General features: G+C 70.3%; 18 protein-coding genes, 1 pseudogene and 1 riboswitch. Of the genes and pseudogenes, 12 read left to right on the top strand and 7 right to left on the bottom strand.

The genetic code is table 11. From position 1 onward, the window contains the following. Positions 1 to 88: 88 nt before the first annotated feature. The 9 genes from rpsB (at position 89) to ACH5AF_RS10285 (ending at position 10,035) form a co-directional block, all read left to right on the top strand. Entirely contained in the window at positions 89 to 1,012 is a 924-nt protein-coding gene (gene rpsB, locus ACH5AF_RS10325) for a 30S ribosomal protein S2 (RefSeq protein ID WP_398901136.1), read from the top strand. A gap of 123 nt (positions 1,013 to 1,135) precedes the next feature. Then, positions 1,136 to 1,972, top strand: coding sequence for a translation elongation factor Ts (tsf, locus tag ACH5AF_RS10320; protein WP_398901135.1), 837 nt, complete (start codon positions 1,136 to 1,138; stop codon positions 1,970 to 1,972). A 155-nt stretch (positions 1,973 to 2,127) separates the two neighbouring features. Next, positions 2,128 to 2,892 carry a UMP kinase gene (pyrH, locus tag ACH5AF_RS10315; protein ID WP_398901134.1) on the top strand — a complete coding sequence of 255 codons (765 nt, stop codon included), beginning with the start codon at positions 2,128 to 2,130 and terminating at the stop codon, positions 2,890 to 2,892. Between the two features lie 133 nt (positions 2,893 to 3,025). Next, positions 3,026 to 3,583, top strand: coding sequence for a ribosome recycling factor (frr, locus tag ACH5AF_RS10310; RefSeq protein WP_215177646.1), 558 nt, complete (start codon positions 3,026 to 3,028; stop codon positions 3,581 to 3,583). Then, positions 3,583 to 4,719 carry a phosphatidate cytidylyltransferase gene (locus ACH5AF_RS10305; RefSeq protein ID WP_398901133.1) on the top strand — a complete coding sequence of 379 codons (1,137 nt, stop codon included), beginning with the start codon at positions 3,583 to 3,585 and terminating at the stop codon, positions 4,717 to 4,719. The genes frr and ACH5AF_RS10305 overlap by 1 nt, the downstream gene beginning before the upstream one ends. A 168-nt stretch (positions 4,720 to 4,887) precedes the next feature. Beyond that, complete coding sequence (rlmN, locus tag ACH5AF_RS10300) at positions 4,888 to 6,018, top strand: 23S rRNA (adenine(2503)-C(2))-methyltransferase RlmN (RefSeq protein ID WP_398901132.1); 1,131 nt, start codon at positions 4,888 to 4,890, stop codon at positions 6,016 to 6,018. A gap of 64 nt (positions 6,019 to 6,082) precedes the next feature. Continuing rightward, positions 6,083 to 6,202, top strand: a riboswitch (TPP riboswitch). Then, complete coding sequence (locus ACH5AF_RS10295) at positions 6,198 to 7,295, top strand: thiamine ABC transporter substrate binding subunit (RefSeq protein ID WP_398901131.1); 1,098 nt, start codon at positions 6,198 to 6,200, stop codon at positions 7,293 to 7,295. Its footprint overlaps the riboswitch before it by 5 nt. A 38-nt stretch (positions 7,296 to 7,333) precedes the next feature. Continuing rightward, positions 7,334 to 8,977, top strand: coding sequence for an ABC transporter permease (locus ACH5AF_RS10290; RefSeq protein WP_398901455.1), 1,644 nt, complete (start codon positions 7,334 to 7,336; stop codon positions 8,975 to 8,977). Next, positions 8,977 to 10,035, top strand: a complete 1,059-nt coding sequence (locus ACH5AF_RS10285; RefSeq protein ID WP_398901130.1) for an ABC transporter ATP-binding protein — start codon at positions 8,977 to 8,979, stop codon at positions 10,033 to 10,035. The genes ACH5AF_RS10290 and ACH5AF_RS10285 overlap by 1 nt, the downstream gene beginning before the upstream one ends. A 163-nt stretch (positions 10,036 to 10,198) precedes the next feature. Here ACH5AF_RS10285 and ACH5AF_RS10280 read toward each other — a convergent pair whose 3' ends face one another. The 5 genes from ACH5AF_RS10280 to ACH5AF_RS10260 form a co-directional block, all read right to left on the bottom strand. Further along, positions 10,199 to 11,311 (bottom strand): LOG family protein, encoded by a 1,113-nt coding sequence (locus ACH5AF_RS10280; RefSeq protein WP_398901128.1) that lies wholly within the window; start codon positions 11,309 to 11,311, stop codon positions 10,199 to 10,201. A 61-nt stretch (positions 11,312 to 11,372) separates the two neighbouring features. Continuing rightward, a complete protein-coding gene (locus tag ACH5AF_RS10275; RefSeq protein ID WP_398901127.1) occupies positions 11,373 to 12,515 on the bottom strand; it encodes a hypothetical protein in 1,143 nt (380 codons plus the stop codon). Further along, entirely contained in the window at positions 12,497 to 13,225 is a 729-nt protein-coding gene (locus ACH5AF_RS10270) for an ABC transporter ATP-binding protein (RefSeq protein ID WP_398901126.1), read from the bottom strand. Before ACH5AF_RS10270 ends, ACH5AF_RS10275 begins: the two co-directional genes overlap by 19 nt. Positions 13,226 to 13,479: 254 nt before the next feature. Further along, positions 13,480 to 14,859 carry an aspartate aminotransferase family protein gene (locus ACH5AF_RS10265; protein WP_398901125.1) on the bottom strand — a complete coding sequence of 460 codons (1,380 nt, stop codon included), beginning with the start codon at positions 14,857 to 14,859 and terminating at the stop codon, positions 13,480 to 13,482. Continuing rightward, on the bottom strand, positions 14,844 to 15,359 hold the full coding sequence (locus ACH5AF_RS10260; RefSeq protein ID WP_398901124.1) for an Lrp/AsnC family transcriptional regulator: 516 nt from the start codon (positions 15,357 to 15,359) through the stop codon (positions 14,844 to 14,846). The genes ACH5AF_RS10265 and ACH5AF_RS10260 overlap by 16 nt, the downstream gene beginning before the upstream one ends. Positions 15,360 to 15,525: 166 nt before the next feature. Here ACH5AF_RS10260 and ACH5AF_RS10255 point away from each other — a divergent pair, with 166 nt between their 5' ends. The 3 genes from ACH5AF_RS10255 (at position 15,526) to ACH5AF_RS10245 (ending at position 18,198) form a co-directional block, all read left to right on the top strand. Further along, positions 15,526 to 16,965 (top strand): gamma-aminobutyraldehyde dehydrogenase, encoded by a 1,440-nt coding sequence (locus ACH5AF_RS10255; protein WP_398901454.1) that lies wholly within the window; start codon positions 15,526 to 15,528, stop codon positions 16,963 to 16,965. Positions 16,966 to 17,091: 126 nt separating this feature from the next. Beyond that, positions 17,092 to 17,622 (top strand): HXXEE domain-containing protein, encoded by a 531-nt coding sequence (locus ACH5AF_RS10250; protein WP_398901123.1) that lies wholly within the window; start codon positions 17,092 to 17,094, stop codon positions 17,620 to 17,622. Positions 17,623 to 17,658: 36 nt separating this feature from the next. After that, positions 17,659 to 18,198: a hypothetical protein gene (locus ACH5AF_RS10245; RefSeq protein ID WP_398901122.1), complete on the top strand. Its 540-nt coding sequence runs from the start codon at positions 17,659 to 17,661 to the stop codon at positions 18,196 to 18,198. Between the two features lie 57 nt (positions 18,199 to 18,255). On the opposite strand, the pseudogene ACH5AF_RS10240 reads toward ACH5AF_RS10245, so the two are convergent. Together ACH5AF_RS10240 and ACH5AF_RS10235 are read right to left on the bottom strand one after the other, a co-directional pair. Then, positions 18,256 to 18,974: pseudogene (locus ACH5AF_RS10240) on the bottom strand (SAM-dependent methyltransferase). A gap of 65 nt (positions 18,975 to 19,039) precedes the next feature. Then, positions 19,040 to 19,750 carry a glycerophosphodiester phosphodiesterase gene (locus ACH5AF_RS10235; RefSeq protein ID WP_398901453.1) on the bottom strand — a complete coding sequence of 237 codons (711 nt, stop codon included), beginning with the start codon at positions 19,748 to 19,750 and terminating at the stop codon, positions 19,040 to 19,042. Positions 19,751 to 19,761: the final 11 nt, after the last annotated feature.

Below are 19,761 nucleotides of genomic sequence, written 5' to 3'. Positions count from 1 at the left end.
CAGCGGTCGGTGGCCGCGCTCCTCGGTCCCTTGTGGCACGGCGCGTCGGGGCGTCAGGACACAACCGAGAACCCAAGGAGATACGGCCATGGCCGTTGTCACGATGCGGGAGCTGCTGGAGAGCGGCGTCCACTTCGGTCACCAGACCCGTCGTTGGAACCCGAAGATGAAGCGCTTCATCTTCACGGAGCGCAACGGCATCTACATCATCGACCTGCTCCAGTCGCTGTCGTACATCGACCGCGCCTACGAGTTCGTCAAGGAGACCGTCGCGCACGGCGGCTCCATCATGTTCGTCGGTACGAAGAAGCAGGCCCAGGAGGCCATCGCCGAGCAGGCGACGCGTGTCGGCATGCCGTACGTCAACCAGCGCTGGCTGGGTGGCATGCTCACCAACTTCTCCACCGTCTACAAGCGTCTGCAGCGCCTCAAGGAGCTCGAGCAGATCGACTTCGAGGACGTGGCCGCCTCCGGCCTCACCAAGAAGGAGCTCCTGGTCCTCTCCCGCGAGAAGGCCAAGCTGGAGAAGACCCTCGGTGGTATCCGCGAGATGCAGAAGGTGCCGAGCGCCGTCTGGATCGTCGACACCAAGAAGGAGCACATCGCCGTCGGTGAGGCGCGCAAGCTCCACATCCCGGTCGTCGCGATCCTCGACACCAACTGCGACCCCGACGAGGTCGACTACAAGATCCCGGGCAACGACGACGCGATCCGCTCCGTCACCCTGCTCACCCGTGTGATCGCCGACGCCGTCGCCGAGGGCCTCATCGCCCGTTCCGGCGCCGCGACCGGCGACCAGAAGCCGGGCGACAAGGCCGCCGGCGAGCCGCTGGCCGAGTGGGAGCGCGACCTGCTCGAGGGCGAGAAGAAGGCTGACGCCGAGAAGGCGGACGAGGCCAAGCCGGCTGAGGCTCCGGCCACCGAAGCTCCGGCCACCGAGGCTCCGGCCGAGGCCGCTGCCGACGCTCCGGCCGCGGAGGCCGCCGAGGCCGCCGAGGCAGAGCAGGCCTGACCTACGGCCTGACCTTCACAGGTTCGGTTGACGACGGCGGGGGCGCGCTTGCCCCCGCCGTCCACCCGTAGATCTTCCAGATCTTCGTAGATCTTTCAGACTTCGAGAGAGAAACTCAGACTCATGGCGAACTACACCGCCGCTGACGTCAAGAAGCTCCGCGAGCTCACCGGCGCCGGCATGATGGACTGCAAGAAGGCGCTGGACGAGTCCGACGGCAACGTCGACAAGGCCGTCGAGGCCCTGCGTATCAAGGGCCAGAAGGGCGTCGCCAAGCGCGAGGGCCGCTCCGCCGAGAACGGCGCCGTCGTCTCCCTGATCGCGGACGACAACACCTCCGGTGTCATCGTCGAGCTGAAGTGCGAGACGGACTTCGTCGCCAAGGGCGAGAAGTTCCAGGCCGTCGCCAACGCCCTCGCCGCCCACGTCGCCGCCACCTCCCCGGCCGACATCGAGGCGCTGCTCGCCTCTGAGATCGAGCCCGGCAAGACCGTGCAGGCGTACGTCGACGAGGCCAACGCCAACCTCGGCGAGAAGATCGTCCTGGACCGCTTCGCGCAGTTCTCCGGTGGCTACGTCACGGCGTACATGCACCGCACCATGCCCGACCTGCCCCCGCAGATCGGCGTTCTCGTCGAGCTCGACAAGGAGAACGCCGAGATCGCCAAGGGTGTCGCGCAGCACATCGCCGCGTTCGCTCCGAAGTACCTCTCGCGCGAGGACGTCCCGGCCGAGCTCGTCGAGGCCGAGCGCCGCGTCGCCGAGGAGACCACGCGCGCCGAGGGCAAGCCCGAGGCCGCTCTCCCGAAGATCGTCGAGGGCCGCGTCAACGGCTTCTTCAAGGAGGCCACCCTCCTGGGCCAGCCGTACGCGCTCGACAACAAGAAGTCGGTCCAGAAGATTCTTGACGAGGCCGGTGTCACCCTGAAGCGCTTCGCGCGCATCAAGGTCGGCATCTGAGTCCGTACGCGACGGACCCCGGACCCCGGTAGGGTCTGAAGCAGTCGGCCGCGTTCGCGCCGGACGACCGCAGATCTGACGAGGAGGCCATTGCCGGCAGGGACAGCAAGACCCCACGGCAATGGCCTTCTTCGTATGTGCACGAGGAGATCTTCATGAACCAGGGCGCCGCACAAGGCGACGACAACCACGACAAAAAGGCCGGCCGCTTCATGCTGAAGCTGTCCGGAGAGGCCTTCTCCGGCGGCACCGGTCTCGGCGTCGACCCCGACGTCGTACACGCCATCGCACGGGAGGTCGCAGCGGTCGTCCGTGACGGCGCCGAGATCGCCATCGTGATCGGCGGCGGAAACTTCTTCCGCGGAGCCGAACTCCAGCAGCGCGGCATGGACCGGGCGCGCTCCGACTACATGGGCATGCTCGGCACGGTCATGAACTGCCTCGCTCTCCAGGACTTCCTGGAGAAGGAGGGCATCGACTCCCGTGTGCAGACAGCCATCACGATGGGGCAGGTCGCGGAGCCGTACATCCCGCTGCGCGCCGTACGGCATCTGGAGAAGGGCCGCGTCGTCATCTTCGGCGCCGGTATGGGAATGCCCTACTTCTCCACCGACACCACCGCCGCTCAGCGGGCTCTGGAGATCGACGCCGAAGCACTGCTGATGGGCAAGAACGGTGTCGACGGCGTCTACGACTCCGACCCCAAGGCCAATCCGGACGCGGTGAAGTTCGACGCGCTGGAGTACGGCGAGGTACTGTCCCGCAACCTCAAGGTCGCTGACGCCACCGCCATCACCCTCTGCCGCGACAACGCCCTTCCGATCCTTGTCTTCGAACTCCTCACGGAGGGCAATATCGCTCGGGCCGTCCGGGGTGAGAAGATCGGCACGCTCGTGAGCGACCGGGACACCCGGGCCTGACCCGAGGGCCTCGGGGAGTCTTCGGGGATGGACAAAGCCCTGCCGGTCGGACACCGTGCAGGGCAACACGCGACGCAGGTTCCGCCGGCCCAGTCCGATGCCGGGCCCAACTCAAGACACGCAGGAGCAAGTGGTGATCGAAGAGACCCTCCTCGAGGCCGAGGAGAAGATGGAGAAGGCCGTCCTGGTCGCCAAGGATGACTTCGCCGCGATCCGCACCGGACGTGCGCACCCGGCGATGTTCAACAAGATCGTGGCGGATTACTACGGTGCCCTGACCCCGATCAACCAGCTGGCGTCGTTCTCGGTTCCGGAGCCGCGGATGGCCGTCGTGACGCCGTTCGACAAGACCGCTCTGCGCAACATCGAGCAGGCGATCCGCGACTCGGACCTCGGCGTCAACCCGAGCAACGACGGCAACATCATCCGCGTGGTCTTCCCGGAGCTCACGCAGGACCGCCGTAAGGAGTACATCAAGGTCGCCAAGTCGAAGGCCGAGGACTCCAAGATCTCGATCCGCTCCGTGCGCCGCAAGGCCAAGGAGACCATCGACAAGTTCATCAAGGACGGCGAGGTCGGCGAGGACGAGGGCCGGCGTGCGGAGAAGGAGCTGGACGACACCACCGCGAAGTATGTCGCGCAGGTGGACGAGCTGCTCAAGCACAAGGAAGCCGAGCTGCTCGAGGTCTGATGAACGACTCTTCCTGGGGGGCCTCGCACGGCGCCGGATACGCCGGTGCATGGCCGCCGCCCGACCAGGGGCCCCTCCCGGCGGGTCCCGCCTACGATGGGCACGAGGCACGGTATACATCAGAGACGCAGCCCATGCCCATCGTGCCGGATCCCGACGCAGGTAGAGACGCCGAACGCCCCGAGGAACCCGGCGGCCGGTCCGGCCGCGAGGACCGTGACCGGGGGGCCGCACGGCTCGGTGGCCCCCTGTTCCGCGACGAGAACACGCAGGAGCCCATGCCCAGCCCGCCGCCGGCCGCACCTCAGCCGCCGCAGAAGAAGCGGGCCGGTCGCGATCTGCGGTCGGCCATAGGGGTCGGTGTGGGGCTCGGCGCGGTCATCGTCGCGTCGCTCTTCATCGTCAAGGCCGTGTTCGTCGGCGTCATCGCGGTCGCCGTCGTCGTCGGCCTGTGGGAGCTGACCACCCGCCTCCAGGAGCGCAAGCAGATCAAGGCGCCGCTGGTGCCGCTGGCGGTCGGCGGCGCTGCCATGGTCGTGGCCGGTTACGTACGCGGGGCCGAAGGCGCCTGGGTGGCCGTGGCGCTGACCGCGCTCGCGGTGCTGGTCTGGCGTATGACCGAGCCGCCCGACGGCTACCTCAGGGATGTCACGGCCGGTGTCTTCGCTGCCTTCTACGTGCCGTTCCTGGCGACCTTCGTCGCGTTGATGCTCAGTGCGGACGACGGACCGGAACGGGTGATCACCTTCCTGGTCCTCACGGTCGTCAGCGACACCGGGGCATACGCGGTCGGCTGGCGATTCGGGAAGCACAAGCTCGCGCCGCGCATCAGCCCCGGCAAGACCCGGGAAGGGCTGCTGGGCGCGGTGGGCTTCGCGATGACGGCGGGCGCGCTGTGCATGCAGTTCCTCGTCGACGACGGCACCTGGTGGCAGGGCCTGCTGCTTGGCCTCGCGGTCGCGGCGAGCGCGACGCTCGGCGACCTCGGCGAGTCGATGATCAAGCGGGACCTCGGCATCAAGGACATGGGCACCCTGCTCCCCGGCCACGGCGGCATCATGGACCGGCTGGACTCGCTCCTGCCGACGGCCCCGGTGGTATGGCTGCTGCTGGTGCTGTTCGTGGGGTCCGGCTGACCCGGCGGGGCGGCACGCGCCGGGGCCGTCGGGCAGCGAGCGGCTGAACGGCTCCGGTCGGCTACGGTCCGCAGCCCGAGGCCGTCTGACCTGCGGTCTTCTTCGTGAGGGCTCGTCGTCCACAGGGCGGCGGGCCCTCCGTCGCATCTCTGCGACACTGGTAGCACCATGCCCAAGCCCGGAGAACTCACTTTCGTCGCGCCCCGCGGAGCCAAGAAGCCCCCGCGGCACCTCGCCGACCTCTCGCCCGCCGAGCGCAAGGACGCCGTCGCCGCGATCGGCGAGAAGCCGTTCCGCGCCAAGCAGCTGTCCCAGCACTACTTCGCGCGGTACGCGCACGACCCCGCGCAGTGGACCGACATCCCCGCTGCCGCACGCGAGAAGCTCGCCACGGAGCTGCTGCCCGATCTGATGTCGGTCGTGCGGCACATCTCCTGCGACAACGACACCACCCGCAAGACGCTGTGGCGCCTCCACGACGGCACGCTCGTCGAGTCCGTCCTGATGCGCTACCCGGACCGGGTCACGATGTGCATCTCCTCGCAGGCGGGCTGCGGGATGAACTGCCCGTTCTGCGCGACGGGTCAGGCCGGTCTCGACCGTAATCTGTCCACCGCCGAGATCGTGCACCAGATCGTGGACGGCATGCGCGCCCTGCGCGACGGCGAGGTGCCCGGAGGCCCCGCCCGGCTGTCCAACATCGTCTTCATGGGCATGGGCGAGCCGCTCGCCAACTACAAGCGCGTCGTCGGCGCCGTCCGCCGGCTGACCGACCCCGAGCCGGACGGCCTCGGCCTCTCGCAGCGCGGCATCACCGTCTCCACGGTGGGCCTGGTGCCCGCGATGCTCCGCTTCGCCGACGAGGGCTTCAAGTGCCGTCTCGCCGTCTCGCTGCACGCGCCGGACGACGAGCTGCGCGACACCCTGGTCCCGGTCAACACCCGCTGGAAGGTCCGGGAGGTCCTCGACGCCGCCTGGGAGTACGCGGAGAAGTCCGGCCGCCGTATCTCCATCGAGTACGCGCTGATCCGCGACATCAACGACCAGGCGTGGCGCGGCGATCTGCTCGGCCGGCTCCTCAAGGGTGGGGGTCCCACCGGCGGAGCCAGGGGGAGGGTCCATGTCAACCTGATCCCGCTGAACCCGACCCCCGGCTCGCAGTGGACCGCGTCGCGGCCGGAGGACGAGAAGGCCTTCGTCGAGGCCATCGCGGCTCATGGTGTGCCGGTCACCGTCCGGGACACCCGTGGGCAGGAGATCGACGGGGCGTGCGGGCAGCTGGCGGCGCAGGAGCGGTGACCAGGGGGCGGTGTCGGCCACGGCTGATACTGTGCCCTGTGCGTTCGCACAAATGAACAACGAAACATTCCGACAGGGGAGCGCACGACAGCGCTGAGAGTGCGGCGGGACATGTCCCAACAGGCCGCAGACCCTCGGACCTGATCCGGGTCATACCGGCGTAGGGAGTCAGCACCATCATGAACAGCCAGCTTCGGCGTGCCACCGGCACCGCGCTCGCTGCCGCCCTCGGCGTCACCGCCCTGGCGGCCTGCGGCGGCGAATCCAAGGAGTCCGGCTCCTCCGCGGACGGCGCGTCCAAGACCGTCACCCTCGTCAGCCACGACTCCTTCGCGGCGTCCGACGCCGTCCTGAAGGACTTCACCCGGCAGACCGGCTACACGGTCAAGGTCCTCAAGAGCGGGGACGCCGGCGCGGCGCTCAACAAGGAGATCCTGACCAAGGGCTCCCCGCAGGGCGACGTCTTCTTCGGCGTCGACAACACCCTGCTCTCCCGCGCCCTCGACAACGACCTGTTCACCCCGTACGAGGCCGCGGGGCTCGACCAGGTCGCGGACGAGGCGCAGCTCGACGCGGACAAGCACCGCGTCACGCCCGTCGACACCGGCGACATCTGCGTGAACTACGACAAGAAGTTCTTCGCCGACAAGAAGCTCGCGCCGCCGAAGACCTTCGCCGACCTCGCGGAGCCCGCGTACAAGAACCTGCTCGTCGTCGAGAACCCGGCGACGTCCTCGCCCGGCCTCGGCTTCCTGCTCGGCAGCGTCGGCGCGTTCGGCGAGTCGGGCTGGCAGGACTACTGGAAGAAGCTCAAGGCCAACGGCGTCAAGGTCGTCGACGGCTGGGAGCAGGCGTACAACGAGGAGTTCTCCGGCTCCGCCGGCGGCCGGAAGGCCAAGGCCGACCGTCCCCTCGTCGTCTCGTACGCCTCCAGCCCGCCGGTCGAGGTGCTCTACGCCGACCCCCAGCCGGCCGAGGCGCCGACCGGTGTCGCGACCGGCACCTGCTTCCGCCAGATCGAGTTCGCCGGACTCCTCAAGGGCGCGAAGAACGAGGCGGGAGGCAAGGCGCTGCTGGACTTCCTGATCACCAAGAAGTTCCAGGAGGACATGCCGCTCACCATGTTCGTGAACCCGGTGGTCGACGGCGCGAAGCTGCCCGAGCTGTACACCGAGCACGGCGTGGTCGTCGACAAGCCCGAGACCGTCGCTCCCGGCACGATCGCCGAGAACCGTGAGCAGTGGGTCCGGTCGTGGTCCTCGCTCGTGCTGAAGTAAGGCAGTCCCTCAAGGGGAACGCGGCGCGGCTCGCCCTGATGGCCGGGCCCGTCGCGTTCTTCGCCGTCTTCTTCGCCTACCCGGTCACCGCGATCGTCGGCCGCGGCCTGCGCGTCGACGGCGCGTGGGAGTTCGGGCGGTTCGGCGAGGTCCTCGGGCGCCCGGACATCCTGCACGTCCTGTGGTTCACCACCTGGCAGGCGCTCGCGTCCACCGCGCTCACCCTGCTCGCCGCACTGCCCGCCGCCTATGTGTTCGCCCGCCTCGACTTTCCGGGCAAGCGGCTGCTGCGCGCCGTGGTCACCGTGCCGTTCGTGCTGCCGACGGTCGTCGTCGGTACGGCCTTCCTCGCGCTGCTCGGCCGCGGCGGACTGCTCGACGAACTGTGGGGCGTACGCCTGGACACCACGGTCTGGGCGATCCTGCTCGCGCACGTCTTCTTCAACTACGCCGTCGTCGTCCGCATCGTCGGCGGCCTGTGGTCGCAGCTCGACCCACGTCAGGAGGAGGCCGCGCGCGTGCTGGGCGTCGGTCGCCTCACCGCCTGGCGGCGGGTGACGCTGCCCGCGCTGGCCCCGTCCGTCGCGGCGGCGGCGCTGATGGTCTTCCTGTTCACCTTCAGCTCCTTCGGTGTGGTGCAGATCCTCGGCGGACCCACGTTCTCCACCCTTGAGGTGGAGATCTACCGGCAGACGGCGGAGATGCTCGACCTGCCGACCGCGGCCGTGCTCACGATGCTGCAGTTCGCGGCCGTCGCCGTCGTTCTCACCGTGCATGCCCGGACCGTACGCCGCGGGGAGAGCGCACTCAGGCTCGTCGACCCCTCCCGTACCGCACGCCGCCCGCGCGGAGCGGCCCAGTGGGCCGTGCTCGGCGGCGTCCTCGTCACCGTCGCCCTGCTCCTGCTCGTACCGCTCGGCGTGCTGGTCGAGCGGTCCTTCGACACCCCCGGCGGATACGGCCTCGACTACTACCGCGCGCTCACCGTGCTCGACGAGCGAGGCGGTGCATTCCTCGTCCCACCGATCGAAGCCGTGGCCAACTCGCTGGAGTACGCGCTCGTCGCGACCGCCGTCTCGTTGCTGATCGGCGGGCTCGCGGCAGCCGCGCTCACCCTCCCCCGGACTTCGTCCGGGGGGACCCCCAGGGCAGGCCGCATTGTCCGGGGGTTCGACGCCCTGCTGATGCTGCCGCTCGGGGTCTCAGCCGTGACCGTCGGCTTCGGCTTCCTGATCACGCTCGACGAGCCGCCGCTCGACCTGCGCGGCGCATGGATGCTGGTACCGCTCGCCCAGGCGCTGGTCGGCGTGCCCTTCGTCGTACGGACCATGCTCCCCGTGCTGCGCGCCGTGGACGTCCGGCTGCGGGAGGCCGCGGCCGTGCTCGGCGCGTCGCCGCTGCGGGCCTGGTGCGAGGTCGATCTGCCGCTGGTGAGCAGGGCGCTGCTGGTGGCCGCGGGATTCGCGTTCGCCGTCTCGCTGGGCGAGTTCGGGGCGACCGTCTTCATCGCACGGCCCGACAACCCGACCCTGCCGGTCGCCGTCGCCCGGCTCCTGGGCCGGCCCGGCGAGCTCAACTACGGGCAGGCGATGGCGCTGGGCACGATCCTGATGGTGGTGTGCGCCGCCGCGTTGCTGCTCCTCGAACGCATCCGTACCGACACCACCTCCGAGGAGTTCTGATGGCGCTGCTGGAACTGGAGGGCGTCACCGTACGGTTCGGGGCGCGGACCGCGCTCGACGCGGTGGACCTGAAGGTCGCCGAGCACGAGATCGTCTGTGTGCTGGGGCCGAGCGGCAGCGGGAAGTCGACGCTGCTCAGGGTGGTTGCCGGGCTCCAGCGCGCCGACGCGGGGCGGGTGCTGCTCGCGGGTGCCGACCAGGCCGGGGTGCCGGTGCACCGCCGCGGAGTGGGGCTGATGTTCCAGGACCATCAGCTCTTCCCTCAGCGCGACGTGGGGGGCAACGTGGCCTTCGGGCTGCGCATGCGTCCCCTCGGCCCCGGGAAGTCGCCGAGCGCTGGCGGGGCGGCACAACGGGCAGGCAGGGTAGAGGAGTTGCTGGAGCTCGTCGGACTGCCGGAGGCGCAGCGGCGGGCCGTGGCCGCGCTGTCCGGCGGCGAGCAGCAGCGCGTGGCGCTGGCCAGGGCCCTGGCGCCGGAGCCCAAGCTGCTGATGCTCGACGAGCCACTCGGGCAACTGGACCGTGGGCTGCGGGAGCGGCTCGTCGTCGAACTGCGCGGACTCTTCGGTCAGTTGGGCACCACGGTCCTCGCCGTCACCCATGACCAGGGCGAGGCCTTCGCGCTCGCCGACCGCGTCGTTGTCATGCAGGACGGGCGCATCGCCCAGGCGGGTACGCCGCTGGAGGTGTGGCAGCGTCCGGCCTCGCCGTTCGTCGCCCGCTTCCTCGGCTTCGACAACGTCGTCCCCGCTGCGGTCAGCGGCGCGGTCGCCGACACCGCCTGGGGCAAGGTCCCCGTCCCGGACGGCTCACCGCAGGGCGACCGCACCCTGCTCGTACGGCCGTCCGGTGTGCACCTCGCCGACCCGGGCCAGGGCCTCGCCGCCACGGTGCTCTCGCGCACCTTCCGCGGCAGTCATGTCGCCCTGCGCCTGCGGCCCGCCGACGGGCCGGTGCTGGAGGCCGAGTGCTCGCTGCGGGACGCGCCCGGGGAAGGGGCGCGGGTCGGCATCCTCTTCGCCGCGGACGACGTGGTGGTCCTGGACTGCGGGACCTGACGCGTCGCACCGCGTGGTGTTTCGGCCTACGCGTCCCGCCGCCCCGGTCCGCGCGGGCGCGGAGTGCCCTCGCTGCGTCCTGCTGCCCCGGTCCGCGCGGCCCCGGAGTGCCCTCCCTGCGTCCCGCCGCCCCGGTCCGCGCGGGCCCCGAACGTCCTCCTCCCTACGCGCCCGCCCCGAGCCGCAGCAGTGCCTCCGGCGCCTCGTCGACCGAGTCCACCAGGGCGATACAGGACTCCATCGCCCTGCCCCGGGCGAGCGAGCGCAGCAGGGGCCACGCGGGCAGGTGGTCGGTCCAGTGGATGCGGTCGACCAGCACCATGGGGGTCGGTTCGCCGCGCGAGGCGTAGTAGTTCGGGGTCGCGTTGTCGAAGATCTCCTGCACCGTCCCCGCCGCTCCCGGCAGGAAGATCACTCCCGCCTCGCAGCGGGCCAGCAGACCGTCCTCGCGTGTGGCGTTGGCGAAATACTTGGCGATGTGCCCCGCGAACGCGTTCGGCGGCTCGTGCCCGTAGAACCAGGTGGGGATGCCGACCGAGTCCGCGCCCTGCGGCCAGCGCGAGCGGACCTCGAAGGCGGCCTGCGCCCAGTCGGTCACCGAGGGCATGAACGAGGGTGCCTTGGCCAGCAGTCGGAGGGCGTCGTCCAGCATCTGTGCCGGGTGCGGCGCGGCGTACGCGCCGAGGTTGGCGGCCTCCATCGCACCCGGCCCGCCCCCGGTCGCCACCGTGAACCCGGCCCGGGTCAGGGACCGGCCGAGCCGCGCCGCGCCGGCGTAGGACTCGGTACCCCGGCCCATCGCGTGGCCGCCCATCACGCCCACCACCCGTGCGCCGGCGAGACGCTCGTCGAGGGCGTCGGAGATGGTGTCGTCGTGGATCGCGCGCAGCATCGACGCGAAGATGTCGCCGTCGGTCATGGTCCGCTGGAACCATTCGTACGTCAGGGCGTCCGGGGTTGCCGCGTATCCCCCGTCGAGCCCGGCGTAGAGGACGTCGGCGGTGTAGAGACGACTGCGGTACGGGTCGAACGGCAGGTCCGGTACGGGCGGGAAGACAAGCGCCCCATCGGCTCGGACCTTGGCCGCCGCCGCGGGTTCCATCGGGCAACCGAGGAACACCGTGCCGCCGGTGTCGGTGCCGAGCAGCACGGACGTGCGCCCTGTGAGATCGACGGACTGGACGCGGAATCCGCCGAGGGCCCTCTCGGACACCACCCGGTCGAACTCACCGAGTGACTCGATCTCGCGGCGCGTGTGCGGCTCGTGGAGCGTCATGCGCCCACGATAGGCACGCATGGTGCGCCTCATGAGTCGGGCGGGATCCGACCGCGAGGCCCTAGCCCTTCAGCGGGGCCGCGGCCAGCACGGCGACCGTCAGGGTCAGCGGCCCGAACAGCGCCAGCAGGGCCCCCGCGCGCAGCGCGGCGGCCTGGCGCAGCACCGCCGCATGTGCCCCCAGGCGCAGCAGTGCCTCGGTGGTGGCGGCGCGCGACTGCCGCGCCTGAAGCGCCGCCGTCACCAGCGTGGCCGTCGTGCAGGCGACGACGACCGCCGTGCCCAGGGCGCTCATCGGGCCCCAGGGTCGTGCCGCGTCGCCGTGCAGCGTGCTCATCGCGAGTGCTCCGGAGGCCACCGCGCACACCACGCCGAGCGGGCGGCCGATGCGGCGGGCCTCCGCCATGAGGATGCGCCCCGCGAGCAGCCGGGTCGAGCCGGGGCGGAGGGCCTGCACGAGACGGCCGCACAGATGCGTGAGGGCCGGGCCGACGAGCCATAGGCCGACCGCGGTCAGAGCCCAGCCCGCCACGACCCCGGCCGGGTGGCCGGCGGTATGGCCAAGCAGGGCAAGCGGCTGCCCGGAGGGCCGTCCGCTCGCGTACGTCTCGACGGCGAGGCCGCCGGCGATCAGGGCGACGCCCCACGGGAGCCCGGCGGGTGCCGACGCCGGCTCGCGTACGTCCTCGACCACGGCCCGGTGGCGCAGCGCGATCGCCGTGGCAGCCGACGAGGCCACGGGAACCAGCGCCAGCAGCAGCAGCGCTGCTCCCAGGGGCAACGATTCATCAGCCGCGAGCAGCTCGGACGCCGCCCCGTCGAACGGCAGCCCGGACAGGTCGCCCCGCAGATGCAGGAAGATCAGCAGCGCGACCGTGCTCCCCAGTGTCGTGGCGAGAGCGGTCGTCGCCGCGGCGACGACCGCGAGCCCGGCCGGCCCCAACCCGACGGCGGACAGGGCGGACCGCGGCCGGGTGCTCGGGTCGGTGCGGGCGACGGCGACGGCGAAGTACACGGCCGCGAGGAGCGGGAACAGGCACCACAGCAGCCGCTGGGTGGCTGCCGCGGAGTCGCCGGGGTGGGACAGCGCGTACGTCAGGGTGCACAGCAGCAGGAAGCCGACGCCGGCGGACGCCGCGGCGACCAGCAGACGCCGCAGCTGTACGAGGGCGTGGCCGCGGCGGGCTAGACGGAGAGCGAGCACGCCGCCCGGCCTTCCGGCTCGGCCGTCTGAGAGGAGCCCGCCCGGCGGCCGTCGGCGAGCATGATCGCGCGGTCCGCGAGGGCGGCCACGTCGGCGTCGTGCGTGGCCAGCACCATGGTGATGCGGTGGGACCTGGCGGCGGTCGCGACCGTGCGCAGCACATGGGTCCGGTCGGTGCTGTGCAGCGCTGCGGTCGGCTCGTCGGCGAACAGCACGGACGGTGTGGTGACAAGCGCGCGGGCGACGGCGACGCGCTGCTGTTCGGCCCGGACGAGCGCGTACGGCCGCTTGCCCGCGGCGGAGCTGACGTCCAGGCGCTCCAGCCACTCCAGGGCGGTGGTCTTGGCCGCCCGGCGGGAGACGCCGCGCAGCAGCAGCGGCAGGGCCGCGTTCTCCCATGCCTTGAGCTCGGGAACCAGGGCCGGTTCCGGGCCGATCCAGCCGAAGCGGTCGCGGCGCAGCCGTTCGCGCTGCAGCGGGGACATCTTGTGCACGGGGGCGCTGTTGAACCACACCTCGCCCTGCTGGGGCACGAGTTGCCCGGACAGGCACTGCAGGAGTGTGGTCTTTCCGCTGCCGCGCGCTCCGTGCACGGCGAGGATCTCGCCCTCCCGCACTCCGAGCGACACCCCGACGAGCGCCGGTGAGCCGCGGTGGGAGTGGTGCAGGGAACGAGCCCAGATCACGTCGTTGTCCGGCGGCGCCACCATCGCGTACACCTCGGTTCTGATCAGATTTCCGGCCCCCCGTACGGGGGAACGAAAACGTGGCCGATCGGTCACTGGGCACGCTAAGGAGTCACCGCCGGGCTCCGGGGAAGCACGCGGCCCGGGCGCCGCCCATCTCACTCGGATGGGGGTACCCGGGCCGTTCGCGCTTGGGCCGGAGCGGGGAGGCCCGGTCGTCTCGGCAAGCCTCGCCCGGCCCGCCCCATGGGCGGCCGACGATGCGTTGCGGACACTTCCTAGAGCTTCGTCCAGGCCTCCGTGAGCACCGAGCGAAGGATCTGCTCGATCTCGTCGAACGTCGACTGGTCGGCGATCAGCGGCGGTGCCAGCTGGACGACCGGGTCGCCGCGGTCGTCGGCCCGGCAGTACAGACCGTTGTCGAAGAGCGCCTTGGACAGGAAGCCGTACAGGACGCGCTCGGTCTCCTCGTCGTTGAAGGACTCCTTCGTGACCTTGTCCTTGACGAGCTCGATGCCGTAGAAGTAGCCGTTGCCACGGACGTCGCCGACGATCGGCAGGTCGTGCAGCTTCTCCAGCGTGGCGCGGAAGGCACCCTCGTTGTCGAGCACGTGCTGGTTGAGGTTCTCGCGCTCGAAGATGTCGAGGTTGGCGATGCCCACGGCCGCGGAGACCGGGTGGCCGCCGAAGGTGTAGCCGTGCAGGAAGGTGTTGCCGCCCTTGTAGAACGGCTCGGCGACCCTGTCGGAGACGATGCAGGCGCCGATCGGGGAGTAGCCCGAGGTCATGCCCTTGGCGCAGGTGATCATGTCCGGCACGTAGCCGAACTTGTCACAGGCGAACATGGTGCCGAGACGGCCGAAGGCGCAGATGACCTCGTCGGAGACGAGCAGCACGTCGTACTGGTCGCAGATCTCGCGGACCCGCTGGAAGTACCCGGGCGGTGGCGGGAAGCAGCCGCCCGCGTTCTGCACGGGCTCCAGGAAGACCGCGGCGACGGTCTCGGGGCCCTCGAAGAGGATCTGCTGCTCGATCTGGTCGGCGGCCCAGCGGCCGAAGGCCTCGGGGTCGTCGCCGTGGATCGGGGCGCGGTAGATGTTGGTGTTCGGCACCTTGTGCGCGCCGGGGACCAGCGGCTCGAAGGGAGCCTTCAGCGCGGGCAGGCCCGTGATGGACAGGGCGCCCTGCGGGGTGCCGTGGTAGGCGACCGCACGCGAGATGACCTTGTACTTGGTGGGCTTGCCCTGGAGCTTGAAGTACTGCTTGGCCAGCTTCCAGGCGGTCTCGACGGCCTCGCCGCCGCCGGTGGTGAAGAAGACCTTGTTGAGGTCGCCCGGGGCGTGGTGCGCGAGGCGCTCGGCGAGCTCGACGGCCTTGGGGTGGGCGTAGGACCACACCGGGAAGAAGGCGAGCTCCTGGGCCTGCTTGTAGGCGGTCTCGGCGAGCTCGTGCCGGCCGTGACCGGCGTTGACCACGAACAGGCCGGCGAGGCCGTCGAGGTAGCGCTTGCCCTTGTCGTCGAAGATGTAGGCGCCCTCGCCACGCACGATGGTGGGCACGGGTGCGTTCTCGTACGACGACATGCGGGTGAAGTGCATCCACAGGTGGTCGTAGGCGGTCTTGGAGAGGTCCTGGCTCACGGCTATCGGGTTCCCCACATATAGGTCTGCTTCTTGAGCTTGAGGTAGACGAAGCTCTCGGTGGAGCGCACGCCGGGGAGCGTACGGATCCGCTTGTTGATCACTTCGAGAAGGTGGTCGTCGTCCTCGCAGACGATCTCCACCATCAGGTCGAAGGAGCCCGCGGTCATCACCACGTACTCGCACTCGGCCATGGCCGTGAGCGCTTCCGCCACGGGGTCGACATCACCCTCGACCTTGATGCCGACCATCGCCTGGCGTCGCAGGCCCACGGTGAGCGGGTCGGTGACGGCGACGATCTGCATCACGCCTTGATCGAGCAGTTTCTGGACGCGCTGTCGCACGGCCGCTTCGGAAAGGCCCACGGCCTTGCCGATCGCCGCGTAGGGACGGCGTCCGTCTTCCTGAAGCTGTTCGATGATCGCGAGGGAGACAGCGTCGATCGTCGGGGACGACGAACCGCTGCCGACCTGGTTCCTGGAGTCTGCGCTACGACTGGCCACGACCTCACTGTGCACCGGTACCGTTGATTTGGCAAGCCCCGAGCGATGAAATCCGTTGTTGAGGCGGCCGAAATTCACTGAATCCGAAGTTGCTGGACGTCGGGCCTATTGAAAACGTCGGAGAAGACATTAGGGTGGGTTGTCTCACCCATCGGGACATCTGACAGGAGGGGTGGCAACAGTGACCACCGAGCTGCGTCGTCTGCGCAACTACATCAACGGGGAGTTCAGGGACGCCGCCGACGGCCGGACCATCGACGTCGTCAACCCCGTCACCGGCGAGGTGTACGCCACGTCGCCGCTCTCCGGCCAGGCCGACGTGGACGCCGCCATGGAGGCCGCCGCGGCCGCCTTCCCCGCCTGGCGTGACACCACGCCCGCCGAGCGCCAGAAGGTACTGCTGAAGATCGCCGACGCCTTCGAGGAGCGTGCCGAGGACCTGATCGCGGCCGAGTCGGAGAACACGGGCAAGCCGCTGGGGCTCACCCGCACCGAAGAGATCCCGCCGATGGTGGACCAGATCCGCTTTTTCGCGGGCGCGGCCCGCATGCTCGAAGGCCGCTCGGCCGGCGAGTACATGGAGGGCATGACCTCCATCGTCCGCCGTGAGCCGGTCGGTGTCTGCGCGCAGGTCGCGCCGTGGAACTACCCGATGATGATGGCCGTGTGGAAGTTCGCGCCGGCGCTCGCCGCGGGCAACACCGTGGTGCTGAAGCCTTCGGACACCACGCCCGCGTCGACCGTGCTGATCGCGGAGATCATCGGCGCCATCGCGCCCAAGGGCGTCTTCAACGTCGTCTGCGGCGACCGCGAGACCGGCCGGGCCATGGTCGAGCACCCGACGCCGGCGATGGCGTCCATCACCGGCTCCGTACGTGCCGGTATGCAGGTCGCGGCCTCCGCAGCCAAGGACGTCAAGCGTGTCCACCTGGAGCTCGGCGGCAAGGCGCCGGTCGTGGTCTTCCAGGACACCGACATCGCGAAGGCCGTCGAGGACATCTCGGTCGCCGGCTTCTTCAACGCCGGCCAGGACTGTACGGCGGCCACCCGCGTGCTCGTCCAGGACTCCATCCACGACGAGTTCGTGGCGGCACTGGCGAAGGCGGCGGCGGAGACCAAGACGGGCGCGCCGGATGACGATGACGTGCTCTTCGGCCCGCTCAACAACGCCAACCAGCTCGAGCAGGTCACCGGCTTCATCGACCGTCTGCCGGCGCACGCCAAGGTCGAGGCGGGCGGTCACCGCGTGGGCGACAAGGGCTTCTTCTACGCCCCGACGGTCGTCTCCGGCCTCAAGCAGGACGACGAGATCGTCCAGAACGAGGTCTTCGGCCCGGTGATCACCGTCCAGTCCTTCTCGGACGAGGCGCAGGCGCTGGAGTGGGCCAACGGCGTCGAGTACGCGCTGGCGTCGTCGGTGTGGACCAAGGACCACGCGCGCGCCATGCGGATGTCGAAGGCACTGGACTTCGGCTGCGTGTGGATCAACACGCACATCCCGCTGGTGGCGGAGATGCCGCACGGCGGCTTCAAGAAGTCGGGCTACGGAAAGGACCTGTCGGCGTACGGGTTCGACGACTACACGCGCATCAAGCACGTGATGACGTCGCTCGACGGCTGATCCGGGTTCCGTCCCGTACAAGAACATCGCGCGCCCGGTGCACCTGTGCACCGGGCGCGCGGCGCGTGGGGGACACCGACGTCAAGCGCGCCCCACGGCCATGACTCCGGGAGCAGACTGGGGATCATGAGCGATGACCGCATGAACGCCACTGTCACATATGGTCTGTTGGCCGCCTGGGCACTGCACGACCTGGAGGAGCTGGCCACCGGGCCTCGCTGGATACGCCGGAACGTGCCCGTGCTCCGCGAGCGGTTCCCGCAGGTCCCCGAGCGGCTCTGGCGGGTGATGGGAACGGTGGACCAGCGGGAGTTCACCACGGCTGTGGGCGTGATGGCTGCGATCGTCGGCGCGGCCGCCGTCGCCGGACACCGCACCGGCGGCCGGTCGGCCTTCTACCAGGGCGCCGTCGACGGGTTCGGGCTGCACGGCCTGGTCCACATCGCCCAGGCGGCTGCTGTGCGGGGCTACACCCCCGGCTCGGTCACCTCGCCCCTGATCGTGGTGCCGTTCGCGCTCTGGGCCAGGGGGCGGCTCCGGCGCGCCGGAGTGCTGCGGCCCGCCAGGGTGCGGGATGCGGCGGCCGGTCTGGCGGTGGCCGCCGGCGCCACCGTCGTCGCCCACCTCGTCGCACGGAGGATCAGCGGCCCTCAGTAGTTTTGAACACGTTCACTTCTGTCGTAGGGTGCCCGTATGAGCGAGCGGCAAGCCCTCCTGCGGGGCATACGCGTGTGGCTGGTCTTCTTCATCGTGTGCCTGGTGCTGAGCGGCGCGACCGCCTTCCCCCTGATCACCGAACTCCACTGGCTGGAAAGGCTGCTGGGCGCCGCCGCCTCGCCCGTACCCGAGCATCTGCCCGGCCTGATGGAGTGGATCGAGCGGGTGCGCGAGGGGCTCGACGCCACGGACGCGGCGTACCCGTTCATGCTGTACGGCACGGACTGGCTGGCCTTCGCCCACCTGGTGATCGCGGTCGCCTTCTACGGGCCCTACCGTGACCCCGTACGCAACATCTGGGTGATCGAGTTCGGCATGATCGCGTGCGCCGGGATCATCCCGCTCGCGCTGATCTGCGGGCCCATCCGCCAGATCCCCTTCTGGTGGTCCGTCATCGACATGTCCTTCGGGGTCTTCGGCGTCATCCCGCTGTACGCCGTGCGCCGCAGGATCAAGCGTCTTGAGGCCCTGGCGGTGCCGGAGCGCGGGTCGGCCCCGGCCCCGGCAGCCGCGTGACGGGCGGCGCTCGCCGATACCCCGTGTGGCAAGCACCAGCGTCCGTCCCTACGCTCGTTACGGCTTGCGGCCCACCGCTCCGAGCCGAGGGACCGCCGGCTGTTTACCGTCCGCGCGCCGGCGGGCGCGCGAGACGATGCCTGGCTCCAGGATCTTCATGCCCTCCAGGATCGACGCGAACTCCGCTCGCGTGCGCGCCGTGATCGCGGGGTCGCGTTCTCGTTCCAGAACGCCATCGCCTCGGCGTTCCCCTCGCCGCACAGCTCCAGCGTCGGATGCGTCGGGACGAGACGGCTGCCGGACGGCACGGCGTCCATCAGCGTCCGTACGATCGCCCTCGTCCGGCCCGTGTCCAGGACGAAGTTGAGGATGCCGAGCATCATCACGGCGACCGGCTGCTTCAGATCCAGCGTCGCCGAGACGGAGTCGAGGATGTCCTCCGGCTGGTGGGCGTCCGCCTCCACGTACCCCGTGGCCCCCTGCGCGGATCCGGTCAGCAGCGCACGGGCGTGGGCCGGCACGATCGGGTCGTCGTCGACGTACACCACGCGCGCGTCCGGCGCGATGCGCTGCGCCACCTCGTACGTGTTGTCCGCGGTCGGCAGGCCCGTGCCGATGTCCAGGAACTGCCGCACGCCCGCCTCACCGGCCGGCAACGACACCGCGCGGCCGAGGAACGCCCTGTCCGTGCGGGCGACTTCGCCGATGCTCGGATACATCCCGGTGATCTGGTCGCCCACCGCCCGGTCCACCGGATAGTTGTCCTTGCCGCCCAGTCAGTAGTTCCAGACCCGGGCGTCGTGCGCGATGTCGGTGCGAAGCCTTCCGCTCATGCACGAGGTCACTTCGGATGCCGCGCCCTGTCCAGTACGGCGCCGAGTGCGTCGACGCGGTTGGTGGTGATCGAGTCCACACCGCAGGCGAGAAGCCGGCGCCAGGTGCGCCGGGTGTCGGCGGTCCATGCCGACACCAGCATGCCCTGCCGGTGGACCCGATCGGTCAACTCCCGCCCGATCAGCCCGAACCGGTAGTTCAGCCAGCGCGGCGCGACCGCGTCCAGCAGCACCGGGCGCGGCGGGGCGAGCGTCGTCCATGTCAGGGCGATCTCGGCGGACGGGTCGGCGGAGCGGACGGCGAGCATGGTCGCCGGGCCCGCGCAGTAGTACACCCGCTCACCAGCACCGCAGTCGCGGACGGTGCCGACCACGGTGCGCACCGACTCCGCGGTCGCGCCGGGCAGATCGATCATCAGACGGTGCGGGCCCGCAGCGTCCAGTGCCTGACGCAGCGTCGGCACACCGCCGCCGGTCAGTGACGCGACCTCGGCGTACGTGAGCCGCGCGAGCGCCACCTCCCGCCCCCACAGGCGCTTCAGCGAGTCGTCGTGCAGCAGGACGGGCACGCCGTCACGGGTCAGCCGGACGTCGATCTCGACCGCGTCCGCCCCGTGCGCGAACGCCGACCGGAGCGACGGAAGGGTGTTCTCCCGGGCCCGGTAGGGGTCGCCGCGGTGGGCGACGATGGTCACGGGGCGCCGGTCCCCGTCGCCCACCGGGCCGCCCT

Source organism: Streptomyces sp. NPDC018833, assembly GCF_044390825.1.
Taxonomy (GTDB): Bacteria; Actinomycetota; Actinomycetes; order Streptomycetales; family Streptomycetaceae; genus Streptomyces.
Note: the sequence above shows the minus strand (reverse complement) of the source record. Positions and strands in the feature narration are given on the sequence as shown.

Bases quoted from the DNA above. Each gene is read 5' to 3' on its own strand.
- rpsB (WP_398901136.1), top strand. From the start codon at position 89: ATGGCCGTTGTCACGATGCGGGAGCTGCTGGAGAGCGGCGTCCACTTC.
- tsf (WP_398901135.1), top strand. From the start codon at position 1,136: ATGGCGAACTACACCGCCGCTGACGTCAAGAAGCTCCGCGAGCTCACC.
- pyrH (WP_398901134.1), top strand. From the start codon at position 2,128: ATGAACCAGGGCGCCGCACAAGGCGACGACAACCACGACAAAAAGGCC.
- ACH5AF_RS10305 (WP_398901133.1), top strand. From the start codon at position 3,583: ATGAACGACTCTTCCTGGGGGGCCTCGCACGGCGCCGGATACGCCGGT.
- rlmN (WP_398901132.1), top strand. From the start codon at position 4,888: ATGCCCAAGCCCGGAGAACTCACTTTCGTCGCGCCCCGCGGAGCCAAG.
- ACH5AF_RS10295 (WP_398901131.1), top strand. From the start codon at position 6,198: ATGAACAGCCAGCTTCGGCGTGCCACCGGCACCGCGCTCGCTGCCGCC.
- ACH5AF_RS10290 (WP_398901455.1), top strand. From the start codon at position 7,334: ATGGCCGGGCCCGTCGCGTTCTTCGCCGTCTTCTTCGCCTACCCGGTC.
- ACH5AF_RS10285 (WP_398901130.1), top strand. From the start codon at position 8,977: ATGGCGCTGCTGGAACTGGAGGGCGTCACCGTACGGTTCGGGGCGCGG.
- ACH5AF_RS10280 (WP_398901128.1), bottom strand. From the start codon at position 11,311: ATGACGCTCCACGAGCCGCACACGCGCCGCGAGATCGAGTCACTCGGT.
- ACH5AF_RS10270 (WP_398901126.1), bottom strand. From the start codon at position 13,225: ATGGTGGCGCCGCCGGACAACGACGTGATCTGGGCTCGTTCCCTGCAC.
- ACH5AF_RS10250 (WP_398901123.1), top strand. From the start codon at position 17,092: ATGAGCGATGACCGCATGAACGCCACTGTCACATATGGTCTGTTGGCC.
- ACH5AF_RS10245 (WP_398901122.1), top strand. From the start codon at position 17,659: ATGAGCGAGCGGCAAGCCCTCCTGCGGGGCATACGCGTGTGGCTGGTC.